Consider the following 16,900-nt stretch of genomic DNA (forward strand, 5'->3'; position numbering starts at 1 on the left):
GCCCCTCACCGCAGCGTGCTGCTCGCCCCGTCGACCTCCGGAGCCGTCGCGGGAACGGGACGGGCCAGCCACTCGGCGATGGTCCGCGCGATCGGCTGTCCCGTCTCCACCTCCACGAACCCGAACTGCCCCGACTGGTTGCACTCCAGGAACCACCAGGTCCCGTCGGCGTCCTCGACGAAGTCGAAAGCGCCGTACGCCAGTTCGGCGCTCCGTATGTACGCGTGAACTGCGTCGGCGGTGCGCGGCGGGACCTCGACCGGCTCCCACGGTGCCCCGGGGGCGGCGAAGCGCACGTCCACCTGCTCCGGATCCGCGTCCGGTGGTGTCGCCTTGCGGGCGGCCAGCAACCGCTCCCCCACCACGGTGAGCCGGATGTCGGCCCGCTTGGCGATCCGCCGCTGGAGCAGCGTCGGCCCGAACGCGACGGCGGAGAAGTCCGTGTCCGGTGCCACCCGGCTGGTCGGCACCGCCCGCGGCGGATCCTGCGGATGCGCCCCCGACACCGGTTTGACCACCAGGTCCGGGAAGCGCTCCGCGAACTCCCGGGCGGCGCGCGGAAACGTGGTGATCACCGTGGCGGGCACGGGCAGGCCGCAGCGCTGGGCCAGCCGCAGCTGCCACGGCTTGTGGCGGGCCTGCCGGGCCGCGTCCGGGTGGTTCATCCAGCGCGCGTCGCAGCCGCGCAGCATCCCGTAGAGCGCCTGGGACGCCTCCTCGGTCAGCCATGCGGACGGCTGGGCCGCCCGCCCGGCCGGGGTGCCCGGCCGGCGCACCCACACGGACCGCAGGCCGTTGATGCTCACCAGCCGCCCCCCGGCGGACAGATGGCCGCGGAAGCGGCCGTGGACGAACTCGCCGGACAGCGAGACGCCGCCGGTCAGGTCGGCGGGATCGAGGCGCACCACCGGCACCCCCGAGCCGTTCAGATGCACCACCACCATGTCGGCGGTCACGTCCTCCTCACAGGTGAGGATCAGCACGGTCATCGTCTACGGTCCGCGATCAGTCGTCGAAGTGGGTCTTGGAACCCGCGGTGGACGTCGTGGTCCCCACCTCGCGCAACAGCGCGTGGTCGCAGGCCGCGATCCGCCCGTCGACGAGTACGTTCAACTGCAGTCCGGAGTCGTACGCGTACGGAGTGGCAGCCGCCAACTCCACCGCCGGACGGGCGTAGTTGAGCGCGAACGGTTGCATCGTCTCTCCCTCGTCGGTGCTGCGCCGATCAGATGACGGCCATCTGCCCGCCGTCGCCCGGTCCGCCGACTTCTTTTGCTTTCCAGAGACTTATACGAATCGAACGGGTGGTTGGTTTCCTCACGGAGCGTAGTCATCGACGGGGCGGTGGTCCGGGCGCCGGGACGTTCCCCCGAGCGCACCCGCGCCGAGGGAGCCGCGTACGGTGCGCAGAGCCAGCAGGAGGACGCCGATGTCGTCCAGGAAGACCGGGTCGGGCAACAGGTCGGCCGGCAGTACCAGATAGAGGACCGCGCCCCAGAAGACCCAGCGCGGTCCCGTGGGCAGACCGGCGCGGCGCAACTCCCTTCGCGTGCGGACCAGTCGCACCAGGACCGCGACGGCACCGGCCAGCACGACGGCCGCGAGGACCGCGGCGACGGCGAGCACCACGGTGGTCCTCTCCAACGGACTGCCCTCCTCCCCGGGGCCCGCGCCACGGACTTCGCCCCGGCACAGGTCCCTCCGAGCGGATTCCCCCTTCCGGCGCCGGTATGGCGGGCGGGAACCGGACAGGCCCGCTCGCGCCCGATGCCCCGCGAGACCCCGCGGAACACCGGATCACCGCAGGTCACCCCGGTGGCCCGGCCGAATGCCGGCGCCGGACGGGGCGCCCGGTAATGGTCCGTACGGCGTCGTCCGCCGTCCGCCGCCCGTCCGCTCGTCGCACGTCCGGCGCCCGGGGCGGCCCCAGCCTTCCCGTGGATCCGCCGGATCGGGTACGCCACGGCGTCCCGGCGGCCGTACGGCGATCCGTCCGGCGGCCCGCCGGTCCGGCCCCCCGTCCCGGGCGGTGGACCTCGCGCTCGCGCCACCGTCCGAACGGCGACCGGCCCGCCCGCCCGTTTCGGGACCGGCTACCGCTCGGACGCCGTCGCCGACGGGGACTCGGACGCCGCCGGCCCCGACGCAGCCGCCGTCTGCGCGTCCCCGCGGGCCGGGGGACGCCGTATCCCGGCGCCGTCCTTCAGCCGGTCCAGCGCGCGGGTCAGCTGCCGGAGCGGAGAGGCGGCCGTCCGGGGGAGGGGCAGCGGCCTCTCTCCCGGCGCCTCGGCCGACTCCCGGTACGCGGCCAGCGCCTCGTGCGCGCGTTCGGCGGCCTCCCGGTACAGGTCCCGGGACTTCGTCATGGCGTCCAGCGCCTCGGCGTACATGGCCACCCGCTCGCGCTCGCGGGCGAGTTCCTCCTCCAGCGTCAGCAGGCGCCATTCCTCCCGCAGCGCGGTCAGGGCGTCCTGCGCGCCGTCCGGCAGCGGACGCGGCAGCGTGTCGAACCGGGTCACGGCCTCGACGAGGTCGACGGGCTCCGAACCGTCCAGGAAGACCGCGCGCACGGAGAAGTCCCCGGCGCCGTAGCCGTCCGGAGCGGGGCTGCCGGGCAGCACCACCGCACCTCCGCGCGGCACCTCCACGCCGAACTCCCGCAGCGCCCAGTTCACCACCCGCGCCTGCTGCGGCGCGGCCCGGTGCTCCACGACGCGGTGCCGCAGGGCCGGCGGCAGCCAGTGCGCGAGCGGCACCCGGCCGCGCTCGTCCGTGGTCATGGCCTCGTGGACGACGACGTGGAGGTTCCACGTGTCACGCGCGCAGTCGCGCAGCCGCCGCCGCACGGCCTTGTCGTCCTCGGGGAGCGGGTTGATCCCTTCCCGCCGCAGCCCCGTCGCGGCGTCGTACCGCCAGTCGGCGTCCGGCTCCTGAGGCCAGAACATGCCGGCCGGGGACGGCCAGGCGTGGTCCCACGGCTGTGCGGCCTCCGCGACCAGCGTCCAGTCCTGACCCCTCTTCGTGCCGGGCGCGAGCCTGAGCCGGGCCCGCACGGTGACCTCCCCGGCGATCCGGGCGCGGGACTCGAAGACCCGGTACGGGGCGGTCGCGGATTCGGGGACCTCCAGGAAGTCGTCGATGTCCTGGCTGTCCTTGAGCCGGCGCAGGGTGTGCCGGATCACGTCCTCGGCCGTGGTTCCGGCGTGGCGGCCGCGGGCCAGCCAGACAGTGGGAGGAGTGGCGGGGCGGGCTGTGGGGGAGGTCGGCATGGGTCCAGTGGTGAGCGGGGGCACGTGCTCCTGCCAGTATCGTCGCCGTCGGCCGGCGAAGTGACACGGGACCCGCCGGACGGCGGGTCCCGGCTGCTCCTACCCCGCCGGACGGCCTCCATGTGACACGGGCGCACGCGCGGCGGCGCGCGCGGGGTGTGCGCGGCGCGCACACGATGACGGCCGTTCACCCGTGGTCCCGGCGGTACCGGGGGCACCATCATGGGGTCCCGCGGGCAGGGCCGGCCCACCATCCGCATCGGGGCGGGTCCTGCCCGCGCGCACCGGACGGCCGGTCCCCGGGTGCCGGGACGGGGCGCGGACCCTATCAGCGCCGAGCCGGCCCTGTCGCATATTCCTCCGGAAAACGCCAAAGTCCTCACCTCGGTCGAGCACACACCGTAGCGTCGGCGTCACGTTCGCGGCACAGACGTGCGAGAAGAGGGGGATCCGGCGTGCCCGGAATCGACGAGAGCCTGCTGGAGGCCATGCGCGTCCCGGGTGCCCGCGGGGCCCTGGTGGTCGACTGGATCAGCGGGCTCGCGCTGGGCGCGGTGGGCGAGGCGCCGGGCGGTGATCCGGAGGCGACGGCGGCGGAGACCGCCGAACTCGCCCGCCTCTCCACGGAGAGCGGCACCCTCGCGCCGGCCGACGGCGGCGGACCCGCCGGGCCCGGCAAGGAGCCGCCCGTCCAGGACCTGATCCTCACCACCGCCGACGCCTACCACCTGCTGCGGTTCGTCGTCACCACCTTCGACAGCACGGTCTTCCTCTACCTGTGGCTCGACCGCGCCGACGGCAACCTCGCCCTGGCCCGGATCCGGCTGGCCGAGATGGCGGACAGGCTGGTGCTCGGATGACCACGGCGGCGCGTGCGGACGGATCCGCCCCGGACCTGCTCGGCACCCTCGCGGCCGACCGCGCCACCGGAGCGCTCTCCACGGAGTCCGGCGTCCTCTACCTCTCGGCGGGACAGGTCGTCCACGTCGAGTCCGCCCACAGCCCCGACGTCGGGGACCTGCTCACCCGCAGCGGTGCCGTCGCCCGGGACGGGTGGTGGGAGGCGGTCGAGCGGGCCGGGGCCCGGCACCGCGTCGGCCGCCAGCTGGTGGACAACGGGCGTCTCACCGCCGGCGCGCTCGAACTGTGCCATCTGGGCGCGCTCTTCGACGCGGCGTACTTCGCACTCCCTCCCGACGGCACCGCGCTCCGCTTCCGCCCCGGAGTCGCGCACTGGTTCGGCTCGGTCCGCCCCGTACCGGTGGCGACGGTGCTGCGCGAGTCCTGGCGGCGCCGCGACCTGCTGCACCGCATCTGGCCCGACCCGGCCGTGGACACCGCCCCGCTCACCCGCGTGCCCGGCGTCGACCCCGCCGACCTGCCGCCCCGCCGCGGCCGCGCGTTCGCCCTGGTCGACGGCGGCCGCACCGCCGCACAGATCGCCTCGGCCCTGGCGTGCCGCACCTTCCACACCCTCGTCGAACTGCGCCGCCTCGCCGCCGACGGACTGGTCACCCCCGCGCCGCCCCCGCCCGCCGCGCCCGTCCACCCCGTCCCCGGCGAGGGCGGCTCGGCGTGGGACGAGCCCGACACAGCGCTGCTGAGACGGCTCCTGGACGCCTTGGAGGCACTGTGATCCGCGCGCGCCGACAGCGTGCCGAAAGGAGACTGCTCATGGCCGTCGAGACCGACGTGCTGGACGAACTGCGTCGGCTCCGCACCCGCGTACCCCGGCTGACGGGCTCCCTCGCGGCCACCGTCGACGGACTCGTCCTGGCCCACGACGCACCGGACACCGAACCGGAGGGACTGGCCGCGCTCACCGCCGCCGCGCTGGGGGTCGCCCACCGCATGACGGACGCCGCCGCCCGCGGCGACTTCCGGGAGCTCCTGGTGCGCGGCACCCAGGGCTACATCGCCACCTACGCGGCCGGCACCACCGCCGTCCTCACCCTCCTCGCCGACGACCGGGTCAACGTGGGCCGGCTGCACCTGGAGGGCCGGCGCAGCGGCGCCCGGATCGCGGACCTCGTCGACATCCGCGTCGGTCCGGGCGGGGGCCGGCACGCCGACCGGACCTCGACCGCGGAACACCCCGCGCCGCCCCCGGACCCGGCCCGCCGCATCGGCACCCTCCCGGTGCGGACCCCGCAGCGGCCCGCGCCCCGCCCCCAGACCGGCGGCTGATCAGGCTTTCCCCCCGGGCCGCGCACCGGCACACGACCCGGCGGCCGGCCCGAACCACCCATCACGACGGAAAGGACACCTTCCATGGCCAACACCGAGACCGCGCTCAAGGAATGCCTCAGCTCCATCGACGGGGCGACGGCCGCCGCGCTCGTCGACTACACCAGCGGCATGGCCCTCGGCACCATCGGCGGCGGCAAGGACTTCAACCTGGAGGTCGCCGCCGCCGGCAACACGGACGTCGTGCGGTCCAAGCTGCGCACCATGGAGCACCTGGGGCTGAAGGAGGAGATCGAGGACATCCTGATCACCCTGAACAGCCAGTACCACCTGATCCGTCTGCTGAAGGGGCGCGGCGGCAACGGCCTCTTCCTGTACCTGGTGCTCGAGGCGGGCCGGGCCAACCTGGCGATGGCGCGGCACCAGCTGCGCCGCATCGAGGCCGACCTCGAGGTCTGAGCCGGCCCCCGGACGGATCACCGGCCGGGGCCCCCGCACCGCGCGGAGGGCCCCGGCCGGCGCAGTGCGGTGAGGACACGGGCCGCCGGCCGTCACCGGGCCGCTGCGCCCGTGCGGGTCAGGCCGCGCCGGGCAGCCACAGGTCGGGGCCGAAGACCTCGTAGCGGATGTTGCGGGCGGGGACACCGGCGCCGAGCAGCCGGCCGCGCACGGTGCGCATGAACGGCAGCGGGCCGCACAGGTACACCGTCGCGTCCGCCGGGACGTCGATCCCGGTCAGGTCCATCAGCCCGCTGCGGGCGTCGGGCTCCTCGGCACCGGGACGCTCGTACCAGAAGACCGCCTCCGCGTCGGGCAGCCCGTCCACCGCCTCGCGGGTCTCGGCGCGCAGGGCGTGCTCGGCCGGCGAGCCGTCGGCGTGCAGCACGAGCACCCGGCGGGTGGAGCCGAGGGCGGCCAGCCGGGCGAGCATGCCCACCATGGGAGTGCAGCCGATGCCGGCCGAGACCAGGACCAGGGGGGTGTCGGCGTCGTCCAGCGCCACGTCCCCGAAGGGCGCGGAGAGGATGAGTTCGTCCCCGGTGCCCGTGCGCTCGTGCAGCAGGTTGGAGACCTCGCCGTCGGGTGCGCCGTCCGCGCCGGCGACCCGCTCGACGGTGATGCGGCGCAGCTCGTCGCCGGGGTCGGAGGACAGGCTGTACTGGCGCAGCTGGTGCACCCCGTCGGGCATGAGCACCCGCACGCTGACGTACTGGCCCGCCCGGGCGCGCGGCGCGGGCCCGCCGTCGGCGGGGCGCAGCAGGAACGACACCACGTCGTCCGTCTCCTCATGGCGTTCGACGACCGTCCAGCGGCGCCAGACGTCGCCCGGTGCGACGCCGGCGTCGTGGTACAGGCGCGCCTCCCGGGCGATGAGGGCCCCGGCCATCAGCCAGTACACCTCGTCCCAGGCGGCCGCGACCTCGGGGGTCACCGCCTCGCCCAGCACCTCGGCGATCGCACCGAACAGGTACTTGTGCACGATCGTGTACTGGTCGTCGGTGATCCCGACCGCGGCGTGCTTGTGGGCGATCCGGGACAGCAGGGCGTCCGGCCGGGTGTCCGGGTCGGCGAGCAGCGCGCCCGCGAAACCGGCGATGGACCCGGCCAGGGCCCGGCGCTGGGCCCCGCTGGCCTGGTTGCCCCGGTTGAACATCCCGTCCAGCAGCTCGGGCCGGTCGTGGAACATGGTGTCGTAGAAACGCGTGGTGATCTCGTCGAGCGCTCCGGCCACGGCGGGCAGGGTGGCCCGCACCACTGCGGCGGATTCTTCGGACAGCATGGGGTCTCCCAGGAACGGGGCGGGACAGGGGCTCCGGCCGCGGATCGGGCCGGCGGCGGAACCTGTATGGCAACCCGGGGACCCCGTTTTCGCCGGTGACGGAGGTCAGGGCGGCAAGACGGGCCCATCGGCCCGCAGGAAGGGACCCCCGGTCCCGGGGGACGGGTGCCGGACGGGGCCGGTCGGCACTTCCCCGGGCCCGTCCGGCGCCACGCGCGGGGCCCGGCGCGCCCGCCGGACACCGGCGCACCGGCGGCCCGGGGCAGGGCCGTCCGGCCCATGCGGAACACCGTCGAACCGGACAGACTGGACTCCCAAGGGGTGTCCGGGTGCCGAAGCGCCCCGGAGGTCCGACGCGCCGGACGTGAGAGGGAGTGGCCGTCATGGCCGAGCAGGTCCCGCCGAACGCGGTGGAGGGCGCCCCGGTGGGCGACCTGGGACGCCGTCTGGCCCGGCGCCGCACGGAGCTGGGCCTCACCCGGAGGGAAGTGGCGGTCAGGTCGGGCCTGGCGCCCGGTTACCTGCGCTACCTGGAGGAACAGCCGGGCGCCGCGCCGGGCACGGGCGTCCTGCTCAGGCTGGCCGGCGTACTCGGGACCACGCTGAACCGGCTCACCGGCGGGGACGCCGACCTGCCGCCCGGCTCCGGGCGGGCCGCCCGCCACCCGGAGTTCACCGAGCTGGACACCGAGGAGTGCCGCGCCCTGCTCGGCACCCACGGCGTGGGACGGATCGCCGTGCCCACCGACGAGGGGCCGGTCATCGTCCCCGTCAACTACAGCGTCGTCGACGACGCGGTGGTCTTCCGCACCGGCCCCGGCACCACCCCCGCGGGGGCCTCCGGCCACCGGGTGGCCTTCGAGGTCGACCGGATCGACGACGCGCTGAGCCAGGGATGGAGCGTGCTGGTGCGCGGGGACGCGCGGGCCGTCACGGATCCGGACGAGGCGCGCCGCCTCGACGAGCGGGCGTTCAGCGAGCCCTGGGCGGGCGGCCGGCGCGAGCTGTGGACGCGGATCGATCCGCTGGAGGTGACCGGACGCCGCATCGAGGTGTGAACCGGCGGGGCGCAGGCCGGCGACCCGGCGGGCCCGGACCGGACGTACCGGCGGAGCGGCACCGCGGGGGATCGGTGCCGCTCCGACACCGGTGTCGCCCGTCCGGCCGCCGCACCGCCGGGGCCGAAGGTCCCCGATCGGGACCGGCCGGCCCCAGCGGGACGGGACCACGGCCCGGGCGCCGCGAAACGGCCGTGGAACGGGTGCGCGCCGGCACGGGGCGCGACGAGCGGCCCGGGGGCGGCGCCGCACGTGCGGCCGGCGACGGCCCGGGCGTTCCGGCCGGGGGACGCCGCAGCGGTCCGCGCGACACGGCCGGGCGCGCGGGGCGGCCGGGCGTCCCCGGCTCCGCGGGCCGGGGCGCCGCACCGGCGCGGCAGGTGCCGGCGGGGGAGCGGCGGACGGCTCCCCCGCCGGCTCCGCGGGGAAGGCGCCGCATCGCGTGACGGGCCCCAGGGGGCCTCCCGGTGTGTGCTCCGCGCCCGCCGCGGGTACCCCGTGCGCAACCGCCGGCCGTGGCGGCCGCACCGACCACGACGGCGTGGATCTCACCGTCGGTGACGGGTCCGGGACGGACCGCCGCGGCACGGTGCCCGGCATTCGTCGTACGGGACGTCCGAAGACGTGCGGCTGCCGTCGGCGGGAGGAGCGTCGAAGTGACGGGCTGGACGTGGGAGTACGAGGGGTACGACCCCGCCGACGCGCGCCTGCGGGAATCGCTGTGCACCCTGGGCAACGGATACTTCGCCACCCGGGGCGCGCTGCCGGAGTGCACCGCGGACGGGGTGCACTACCCGGGCACCTACGTGGCCGGCTGCTACAACCGGCTCACCTCCGAGGTGGCCGGGCGGCAGGTCGAGAACGAGGACATGGTCAACCTCCCCAACTGGCTGCCGCTGCGCTTCCGCCTGCCCGGCGAGCCCTGGCTCACCCCCGACACCGCGACCGTGCTCGGCCACCGCGAGACCCTGCACCTGTCCTCCGGGCTGCTGGAGCGCAGCACGCGGTACGACCTCGGCGCGGGCCGGGCGCTGCTGGTGCGCCAGCAGCGGCTCGTGCACATGGCCGACCCGCACCTGGCCGCACTGCGCACCGAATTCACCGCCGAGGGCTTCTCCGGCACCCTCGAGACCGAGGCGGCGCTCGACGGCGGCGTCACCAACGCGGGCGTGCCCCGCTACCGGGAGCTGGACGGCCGCCATCTGACCCACGTGCTCACCGGAACGGCCACCTCGGACACCGTCTGGCTGCGCTGCCGCACCCGCACCTCCGACGTCCGGGTCGCCCTCGCCGCCCGGCTCACGTCGGGCGCGCCCGTCGGGAGCCGGCACGACCGCCCGCGCGCCCTCCAGACGACCCGTCTGGACCTGGCCGCCGGCCGCCCCGCCACCGTCGACAAGATCGTCGCCCTGCACACCTCCCGCGATCCGGCGATCAGCGACCCGCTGCACGCCGCCGTCGACCGGGTGGGCCGGGCGGGCGGTTTCGACGAACTGCTCCGGCCGCACCTGACGGCCTGGCACCAGCTGTGGCGCCGCGCCGAACTGGACGTGCCCGGCGAGGCGGGCCGCATCCTCCGGCTGCACCTCTTCCACGTGCTGCAGACCCTCTCGCCGCACACCGCGGACCTGGACGTGGGGGTCCCGGCCCGGGGCCTGCACGGCGAGGCCTACCGCGGCCACGTCTTCTGGGACGAGCTGTTCGTCCTGCCGTACCTCAACCTGCACTTCCCGGAGGTCTCCCGGGCGCTGCTGCACTACCGGCACCGCCGCCTGGAACGAGCCCGCACCGCCGCGCGGGACGCGGGACGCCGGGGGGCGATGTACCCCTGGCAGAGCGGCAGCGACGGCCGGGAGGAGACCCAGCAGCTGCACCTCAACCCGCACTCCGGCCGCTGGCTGCCCGACCACTCCCGCCTCCAGCACCACGTGGGATCGGCGATCGCGTACAACGTGTGGCAGTACTGCGAGGCCAGCGGGGACGAGGAGTTCCTGCACACCAAGGGCGCCGAGATGCTGCTGCAGATCTCCCGCTTCTGGGCGGACTCGGCCACCTACGACGAACGGCTGGGCCGGTACCGCATCAAGGGCGTGGTCGGCCCGGACGAGTACCACGACGCGTACCCGGACGCCGCCGGGCCGGGACTCGACGACAACGCCTACACCAACGTCACGGCCACCTGGGTGCTCACCCGCACCCTGGACGTGCTGCGGGGCCTCCCCGAGCCGCGCCGCCGGGAACTCGACGAGCGGACCGGACTGGACGCGGGCGAACTCGACGCGTGGGACCACATCTCCCGCACCCTGCACGTCCCCTTCCACAACGGCGTCATCAGCCAGTTCGAGGGCTACGGCGAACTCGCCGAACTCGACTGGCGGGGCTACCGCCGGCGCTACGGCGACATCCGGCGCCTGGACCGGATCCTGGAGGCCGAGGGCGACACCGTCAACCGCTACCAGGCCTCCAAGCAGGCGGACGTCCTGATGCTCGGCTACCTCTTCTCGCCCACCGAGCTCCAGGGCGTCTTCCGCCGGCTGGGCCTGAGCCTGGACGAACGGACCTGGCGGCGCACGGTGGACCACTACCTGCACCGCACCAGCCACGGGTCCACCCTCAGCGGCCTGGTCCACGGCCGGGTCCTCGCCCGGGCCCGGCGCGCGGACGCCTGGAAGTTCTGCCAGGAGGCCCTCCAGGCGGACATCGCCGACATCCAGGGCGGCACCACCGGCGAGGGCATCCACCTCGGCGCGATGGCCGGCACCCTCGATCTCGTCCAGCGCGGGCTGACCGGGCTGGAGCCCCGCGGCGGGGCCCTGTGGCTCGACCCGGTGCCCCTGCCGGAGCTGTCCTCCTACGGCTTCACCCTGCGCTACCACGGCCACTGGGGCGTGCGGCTGCGGCTGGAACACGGCCTGCTGGAGGTCGCCGTGCCCTCGTCCGGCCGGTCGCCGATCGACGTGCACCTCCCGGACCGCACCGTCCGCCTCCAGCCGGGCGAGACGGACCAGCTGGTCCTCCCGGGCTGACCGGGCGCCGGGGCGGAGGGCCCCCGGGCCGTTCGGCCCCGGTGGTGCCCGTCCGGCCCATGGACCGGGCGTCCGTTCCGCCGGACGCTCGAGGTGTGGAAGGAGGCGGACGCCATGACCGAGAGCGTGCTCGTCGCCTACGGAAGCACCAACGGATCGACCGCTCGGATCGCCGAGGCCGTGGCCGCGGCGCTGCGGAAGGAGGGACTGACGGCCGACACCGCGCCGGCCGGCACCGTCACGGACGTCACGCCGTACGACGGGGTCGTCCTCGGCGGCGGCCTGTACGCCGGGCGGTGGCACAAGGACGCACGCAGGTTCGCACGGCGGCACCGGCGGTCCCTCGCCGAACGCCCGCTGTGGCTCTTCAGCAGCGGGCCCCTCGACACCTCGGCCGCCGAGCGGGACGTCCCGCCCGTGCCCGGTGTGCGGCGGACGGGGGACCGGCTCGACGCCAGGGGACACGTCACCTTCGGCGGCTGCCTGGAGGAGGGCGCGAAGGGACGTGTCGCACGGATGATCCTGCGCGGGGGCAGGGGCGGGGACTTCCGGGACTTCGCCGCCGTCGAACGGTGGGCGGCCGGGGTCGCCCGCGAGCTGTCGGGCGACCGGCGGGCCCGGTGAGCCCCCGGCACCGGGCCGGGCCCGCCTGACGCCGGATCACTGGTGGAACGCGATGTACCCGTTGCCGTCCGGGTCGGAGCCGCGCTTGGTGTACGCGTGGACGTCGGCGCGGCTGCCCGTGGGCTTGTAGAGGTAGACCGTGTCCTTGTCGTTGTTCCACATGAAGTTGCAGTTGTCGCGGTACACGACGTTGTACTTGCCGGAGTCGTCGCCGTTGCCGCCGCGCAGCTTCACGTAGTCGCCGGGCTGGAGGTGGTGGTCGGCGGTGAACGCGAACCGGTTCCCGGCGGCGTCCTTGACGACGTACCCCCTGAGGTTGACCGTCTTCGACGACGAGTAGTTCTTGACGGTCAGGTACTCCTCGTCGGTGTTGCCGGTGGAGCACCGGTTGGAGTCGCTGCCGGGCGCGTCGTACTGGATCCCGCGCACCTTCAGCGCGGAGGTGTACTCGGCGGCCTGCGCCGGAACGGCGGTCAGAGCGGCCAGCGCGCCCACGGCGGCGGTGGTGGCGACGACGGCGGTGCGTATGCGCATGAACTCATCCCCCTGCACGGTCCTTCGGTGAAGAACCTGTGGTGTTTCGGTGAAGGATCGGATCATATGCGGAACGGGCGCCCGTCCGGTCCGGGATCGGACCGGACGGGCGCCCGGTGGTGCGACCGCTCAGGGGGGCGACGGCTCAGGCGCCGCTGGCCCGCAGCATGTCCTCGCGCTCGACGATCTTCACGCGCTCGCGTCCCTGCGGCTCGCCCAGCGCCTTCTCCGCGGCGTCCAGGCGGTACCAGCCGTCCCAGGTGGTGAAGCGGATGCCGCGCTCGTCGAGGAACGCGTCCACGGCCTGGGGGTCGGGGGAGGCGGGCGTGTGCAGCCGCCCGTTCGCGTAGTCGTCCAGCAGGTTCGCCACCGTCTCGTTGGCGTCGCCCTTGGTGTGGCCGATCAGGCCCACGGGGCCGCGCCGGATCCAGCCGGTGACGTAGGTGGACCGCAGGTGCTCGCCGCTCTCCTGGATGACGCGCCCGCCCTGGTCCGGGACCGTGCCGGAGTCGATGTCCCAGGGCAGCTTGGGCAGCTTGTCGGAGAGGTAGCCCACCGCGCGGTAGACCGCGCTGACGTCCCAGTCCTTGAAGGTGCCGGTGCCCTTGACGTTGCCGGTGCCGTCGAGCTGGGTGCGCTCGGTCCGCAGGCCGACGACCTTGCCGTCCTCGCCGAGGATCTCCACCGGGGACTCGAAGAAGTGCAGGAACAGCTTGTGCGGGCGGTCGCCGGTGTCGCGGATCGCCCAGTTCTCCAGGGTCTTGGCCACCATGTCGGCCTGCTTGTTGCCGCGCCGGGTGGCGATCGAGCCCTCGTCGTAGTCGATGTCCTCGGGGTCGACGATCACCTCGATGCTGGGGAGTGGTCCAGCTCCCTCAGCTCCATCGGGCTGAACTTCGCCTGCGCCGGGCCGCGGCGGCCGAACACGTGGATCTCCACGGCCTTGTTGGCCTTCAGGCCCTCGTGGACGTTCGGCGGGATCTCCGTCGGCAGCAGCTCGTCCGCCGTCTTGGCGAGGATCCGGGCGACGTCCAGGGCCACGTTGCCGACGCCGAGCACGGCGACCTTCTCGGCCTCGAGCGGCCAGGTGCGCGGCACGTCGGGGTGGCCGTCGTACCAGGAGACGAAGTCCGCGGCGCCGTAGGAGCCGTCGAGGTCGATGCCCGGGATGGGCAGCGCGCGGTCGGCCGTGGCGCCGGTGGCGAAGATCACGCCGTCGTAGAACGCGCGCAGATCGTCGAGGTGGAGGTCGGTGCCGTAGTCCACGTTGCCGAACAGACGGATCTGCGGTTTGTCGAGCACCTGGTGGAGGGCCGTGATGATGCCCTTGATCCGCGGGTGATCGGGGGCGACGCCGTAGCGGATCAGTCCGAACGGCGCCGGCATGCGCTCGAAGATGTCGATGGACACGCCCGGTTCGGCGGCCACGTCGGACTTGAGCAGGGCGTCGGCGGCGTAGATCCCGGCGGGGCCGGATCCGACGATGGCTACCCGCAGGGGGCGGGGCATGGTCAGCTTCCCTTCGAGCGAGGACAAGGGTCTCGTCCGGAAGCCTAAACTGAGGCATGCCTTACCTGGTACGCGGGTCCGGTCTATGGGCTCATAAGTCTCCGTTATGACTTCTCTCCGGCTCCCTTATGCCCCCGGGGGCGGCTGCTCCCATGTCCCCGGAAGCGGCTGTTCCGCCCAGATGACCTTCCCGGCCGGCAGGTAGCGGGTGCCCCAGCGCTCGGCGAGCTGGGCGACCAGGAACAGGCCCCGCCCCCCTTCGTCCGTCATGGTCGCGTACCGCAGGTGCGGCGAGGTGCTGCTGCTGTCGTAGACCTCGCAGATCAGGTTGCGCTCGTGGAGCATGCGCACCCGGATGGGGGCGCCGCCGTGCCGGATGGCGTTGGTGACCAGCTCGCTGAGGATCAGCTCCGTGGTGAACGACAGCTCGTCCAGCCCCCACTCGGCCAGCTTCCGGGTGACCGCGGCACGCACCTCGGCGACCGCCGCCGGATCGGACGGCACCGGCCACTCGGCGACCCGGTCGGCGGCCAGGGCCCGCGTCCGCGCCACGAGCAGGGCGATGTCGTCGCCGGCCCGGACCGGGCGCCGGGACTCCAGCACGACCCGGCAGGTGTCCTCGGGGGAGTCCCCGGCCCGGGACAGGGCGTCGCGCAGCAACTCCAGGCCCACGTCGATGTCGTGCCGCCGGTCCTCGACGAGCCCGTCGGTGTAGAGGACGAGCCGGCTGCCCTCCGGCAGTTCCAGGTCGGCCGTCTCGAACGGCAGGCCGCCGAGCCCCAGCGGGGGGCCGACGGGCACGTCGGGGAACTCCACGCCGCCGTCCGGACGGACCAGGGCCGGCGGGGGATGGCCCGCACGGGCCACGGCGCAGTGCCGCGAGACCGGGTCGTAGACGGCGTACAGACAGGTCGCCCCGGTGACCGGGGCGCTGTGCTCCTCCTGCGCCTCGTCCTGGTCGATGCGCGCGACCATCTCGTCGAGCAGGGAGAGGAGCTCGTCGGGCGGCAGGTCCAGCGCGGAGAAGTTGTGCACCGCCGTGCGCAGCCGGCCCATCGTGGCCGCGGCGTGCAGGCCGTGGCCGACGACGTCGCCGACCACGAGCGCGACCCGGGCCCCGGACAGCGGCAGGACGTCGAACCAGTCCCCGCCCACCCCGGCCTGCGCGGGAAGGTAGCGGTAGGCGATCTCCAGGGCGGTCTGCTCCGGCAGGCTGCGGGGCAGCAGGCTGCGCTGGAGCGTCACCGCCATGCTGTGCTCGCGCGTGTAGCGGCGCGCGTTGTCGATGGAGACGGCGGCCCGGGCGACCAGCTCCTCCGCCAGCGCCTGCTCCTCGGCGTCGAACGGCTCGGGCTTCTCGGAGCGCCAGAAGCTGACCACGCCGAGCACCAGGGCGCCGGCCCGCAGCGGCACGGTGATCAGCGAGTGGATGCCGTAGGCCACGACCTGCCCGGAGCGTTCGAGGTCCTGCGCGCGCCAGCCCGGGGCGTCACCGAGCCGGGGCTCCAGAAGGGCCCGGCCGGTGGTGAGGCTGCGGCCCTGCGGGGAGGAGCCGATGAAGCGGATCGCCTCGCCCACGGGATAGAGCGGGGCGTCCCCGCGGATCCCCGTCATGGCCGTGCGGCGCAGTACGGCCGTCGCGTCCGGGTGGCCGCCCGCCAGCACCGACTCGAACAGGTCCACCGTGACGAAGTCCGCGAACCGGGGCACGGCCAGCTCGGCGAGCTCCTCGGCCGTACGGGTGACGTCCAGGCTCGTCCCGATGCCCACCCCGGCGTCGTAGAGCATGTTGAGCCGCTCGCGCGCCGCCTCGGCGCGGCCGGACAGGGCGCGCAGTTCCGTGGAGTCCCGGACCGTGGCGACGCTGCCGGGCGGACCGCCCGCCCGGTCGGTGGGCCGCTGGTTGACCGCCAGCAGCCGGTCGCCGACCAGGTGCACCTCGTCCGTGGCGATCCGCCCCGAGGACAGCAGTTCGGCGGTGCCGGGATCCAGGCCGATGTCCAGCACGTGCCGGCCCTCCCCGTCCTCGGGCAGGGCGAGCAGGCGGTGCGCCTCGTCGTTGGCGAGCATCAGGGTCCCGTCCCCGTCGACGATGATCACGCCCTCGCGCACCGCGTGCAGCACCGCGTCGTGGTGCTCGTACATCCGGGTCATCTCGTGCGGGCCCAGGCCGTGGGTCTGACGCAGCAGCCGTCTGCTCACCAGGGCCGTGCCCCCGGTGGCCAGGGCGAGCGCGGCGGCCGCCGCACCCAGCACGAGCGGCAGCTGGTCGGCGGCGGCCCCGCCGACGCGCTCGGTCGTGATGCCCGCCGACACGAGTCCCACCACGGTGCCGTCCGGGTCCGTGACCGGCACCACGGCCTGCACCAGCTCGCCGATGGTGCCCTCGACCTCCTCGACCACCGGTTCACCGGCCAGTGCGGGCTCGATCGTGCCGACGAACTGCTTGCCGATGCGATCCGGTTTCGGGTGCGTGTAGCGGATGCCCTCGGTGCTCATGACGACGACGAAGTCGACCCCCGTCCGCTCACGGGTCGCCTCGGCACGATCCAGCAGCACGGCCGTCGGGTCGGGGGAGCCGAGCGCCTCGACGACCCCCGGCGAGTTGGCGAAGGCCTCCGCGACGGCGAGCGAGCGGCTGCGGGCCTCCTCGTCGCTCTCCCGTCGCGCCTGGAGCAGCAGGGCGACGACGGCCGCCACGACGAGCAGCAGCACGATCACCAGGTACAGCACGAACACCTGCCCGGCGACGCTGCGGCCGCTCAGCACCGACCGCAGACCCGCCGCCGGATGCCACCGTGAGCGGCCGTCCCTCTGCCGTCGGCGCCGTACGGACGCCATGGTGCCGGGCCGCTGGGGCGGCCGGGTCCTGGATCGACCCATGAGTCGGACCATGTGCCATGTCTACACTGC

Annotated in this window: 14 protein-coding genes and 1 pseudogene; 7 read left to right on the forward strand and 8 right to left on the reverse strand. The window is 74.5% G+C overall.

All coding sequences use genetic code 11. The features are described from left to right. Positions 1-5 precede the first annotated feature (5 nt). From tgmB to GL259_RS35495, 4 genes are all read right to left on the reverse strand, one after another. Positions 6-989: an ATP-grasp ribosomal peptide maturase gene (gene tgmB / locus GL259_RS35480; RefSeq protein WP_159537651.1), complete on the reverse strand. Its 984-nt coding sequence runs from the start codon at positions 987-989 to the stop codon at positions 6-8. A gap of 16 nt (positions 990-1,005) precedes the next feature. Beyond that, positions 1,006-1,197 (reverse strand): putative ATP-grasp-modified RiPP, encoded by a 192-nt coding sequence (gene tgmA, locus GL259_RS35485; RefSeq protein ID WP_159537653.1) that lies wholly within the window; start codon positions 1,195-1,197, stop codon positions 1,006-1,008. Positions 1,198-1,317: 120 nt separating this feature from the next. After that, positions 1,318-1,644 (reverse strand): YkvA family protein, encoded by a 327-nt coding sequence (locus GL259_RS35490; protein WP_166461604.1) that lies wholly within the window; start codon positions 1,642-1,644, stop codon positions 1,318-1,320. Positions 1,645-2,093: 449 nt separating this feature from the next. Next, positions 2,094-3,269, reverse strand: coding sequence for a hypothetical protein (locus tag GL259_RS35495; protein WP_243762489.1), 1,176 nt, complete (start codon positions 3,267-3,269; stop codon positions 2,094-2,096). A gap of 455 nt (positions 3,270-3,724) precedes the next feature. On the opposite strand from GL259_RS35495, the gene GL259_RS35500 reads away from it, so the two are divergent. From GL259_RS35500 to GL259_RS35515, 4 genes are all read left to right on the forward strand, one after another. Next, positions 3,725-4,129 carry a hypothetical protein gene (locus GL259_RS35500; protein WP_159537655.1) on the forward strand — a complete coding sequence of 135 codons (405 nt, stop codon included), beginning with the start codon at positions 3,725-3,727 and terminating at the stop codon, positions 4,127-4,129. Then, complete coding sequence (locus tag GL259_RS35505; protein ID WP_159537657.1) at positions 4,126-4,905, forward strand: DUF4388 domain-containing protein; 780 nt, start codon at positions 4,126-4,128, stop codon at positions 4,903-4,905. Before GL259_RS35500 ends, GL259_RS35505 begins: the two co-directional genes overlap by 4 nt. Before the next feature lie 38 nt (positions 4,906-4,943). Then, positions 4,944-5,456, forward strand: a complete 513-nt coding sequence (locus tag GL259_RS35510) for a roadblock/LC7 domain-containing protein (protein WP_159537659.1) — start codon at positions 4,944-4,946, stop codon at positions 5,454-5,456. Between the two features lie 84 nt (positions 5,457-5,540). Continuing rightward, positions 5,541-5,915 (forward strand): hypothetical protein, encoded by a 375-nt coding sequence (locus GL259_RS35515; RefSeq protein ID WP_159537661.1) that lies wholly within the window; start codon positions 5,541-5,543, stop codon positions 5,913-5,915. Positions 5,916-6,033: 118 nt separating this feature from the next. Here GL259_RS35515 and GL259_RS35520 read toward each other — a convergent pair whose 3' ends face one another. Beyond that, entirely contained in the window at positions 6,034-7,236 is a 1,203-nt protein-coding gene (locus GL259_RS35520; protein WP_159537663.1) for a globin domain-containing protein, read from the reverse strand. 383 nt (positions 7,237-7,619) lie between these two features. Between GL259_RS35520 and GL259_RS35525 the strand changes: the two genes are divergently transcribed. From GL259_RS35525 to GL259_RS35535, 3 genes are all read left to right on the forward strand, one after another. Continuing rightward, complete coding sequence (locus tag GL259_RS35525) at positions 7,620-8,294, forward strand: pyridoxamine 5'-phosphate oxidase family protein (protein ID WP_208026558.1); 675 nt, start codon at positions 7,620-7,622, stop codon at positions 8,292-8,294. Positions 8,295-8,950: 656 nt separating this feature from the next. Beyond that, positions 8,951-11,320 carry a glycosyl hydrolase family 65 protein gene (locus GL259_RS35530; protein ID WP_159537667.1) on the forward strand — a complete coding sequence of 790 codons (2,370 nt, stop codon included), beginning with the start codon at positions 8,951-8,953 and terminating at the stop codon, positions 11,318-11,320. 114 nt (positions 11,321-11,434) lie between these two features. After that, complete coding sequence (locus tag GL259_RS35535) at positions 11,435-11,944, forward strand: flavodoxin domain-containing protein (protein WP_159537669.1); 510 nt, start codon at positions 11,435-11,437, stop codon at positions 11,942-11,944. 36 nt (positions 11,945-11,980) lie between these two features. Here the strand turns inward: GL259_RS35535 and GL259_RS35540 are convergent, their stop codons facing one another. From GL259_RS35540 to GL259_RS35550, 3 genes and pseudogenes are all read right to left on the reverse strand, one after another. Further along, positions 11,981-12,478 (reverse strand): lamin tail domain-containing protein, encoded by a 498-nt coding sequence (locus GL259_RS35540; protein ID WP_159537671.1) that lies wholly within the window; start codon positions 12,476-12,478, stop codon positions 11,981-11,983. Positions 12,479-12,623: 145 nt separating this feature from the next. After that, positions 12,624-13,987 (reverse strand): annotated as a pseudogene (locus GL259_RS35545) (FAD-dependent oxidoreductase). Between the two features lie 126 nt (positions 13,988-14,113). Next, positions 14,114-16,828 (reverse strand): SpoIIE family protein phosphatase/ATP-binding protein, encoded by a 2,715-nt coding sequence (locus GL259_RS35550; RefSeq protein WP_243762619.1) that lies wholly within the window; start codon positions 16,826-16,828, stop codon positions 14,114-14,116. Positions 16,829-16,900 lie beyond the last annotated feature (72 nt).

Origin of the sequence: Streptomyces sp. Tu 3180, from assembly GCF_009852415.1 — a bacterium.
Taxonomy (GTDB): Bacteria; Actinomycetota; Actinomycetes; order Streptomycetales; family Streptomycetaceae; genus Streptomyces.

What these genes read in the sequence shown, in the direction of transcription:
- GL259_RS35495 (WP_243762489.1), bottom strand. Translation starts at nt 3,269, where the DNA reads ATGCCGACCTCCCCCACAGCCCGCCCCGCCACTCCTCCCACTGTCTGG.
- tgmA (WP_159537653.1), bottom strand. Translation starts at nt 1,197, where the DNA reads ATGCAACCGTTCGCGCTCAACTACGCCCGTCCGGCGGTGGAGTTGGCG.
- GL259_RS35540 (WP_159537671.1), bottom strand. Translation starts at nt 12,478, where the DNA reads ATGCGCATACGCACCGCCGTCGTCGCCACCACCGCCGCCGTGGGCGCG.
- GL259_RS35505 (WP_159537657.1), top strand. Translation starts at nt 4,126, where the DNA reads ATGACCACGGCGGCGCGTGCGGACGGATCCGCCCCGGACCTGCTCGGC.
- GL259_RS35520 (WP_159537663.1), bottom strand. Translation starts at nt 7,236, where the DNA reads ATGCTGTCCGAAGAATCCGCCGCAGTGGTGCGGGCCACCCTGCCCGCC.
- tgmB (WP_159537651.1), bottom strand. Translation starts at nt 989, where the DNA reads ATGACCGTGCTGATCCTCACCTGTGAGGAGGACGTGACCGCCGACATG.
- GL259_RS35510 (WP_159537659.1), top strand. Translation starts at nt 4,944, where the DNA reads ATGGCCGTCGAGACCGACGTGCTGGACGAACTGCGTCGGCTCCGCACC.
- GL259_RS35535 (WP_159537669.1), top strand. Translation starts at nt 11,435, where the DNA reads ATGACCGAGAGCGTGCTCGTCGCCTACGGAAGCACCAACGGATCGACC.
- GL259_RS35515 (WP_159537661.1), top strand. Translation starts at nt 5,541, where the DNA reads ATGGCCAACACCGAGACCGCGCTCAAGGAATGCCTCAGCTCCATCGAC.
- GL259_RS35550 (WP_243762619.1), bottom strand. Translation starts at nt 16,828, where the DNA reads ATGGCGTCCGTACGGCGCCGACGGCAGAGGGACGGCCGCTCACGGTGG.
- GL259_RS35525 (WP_208026558.1), top strand. Translation starts at nt 7,620, where the DNA reads ATGGCCGAGCAGGTCCCGCCGAACGCGGTGGAGGGCGCCCCGGTGGGC.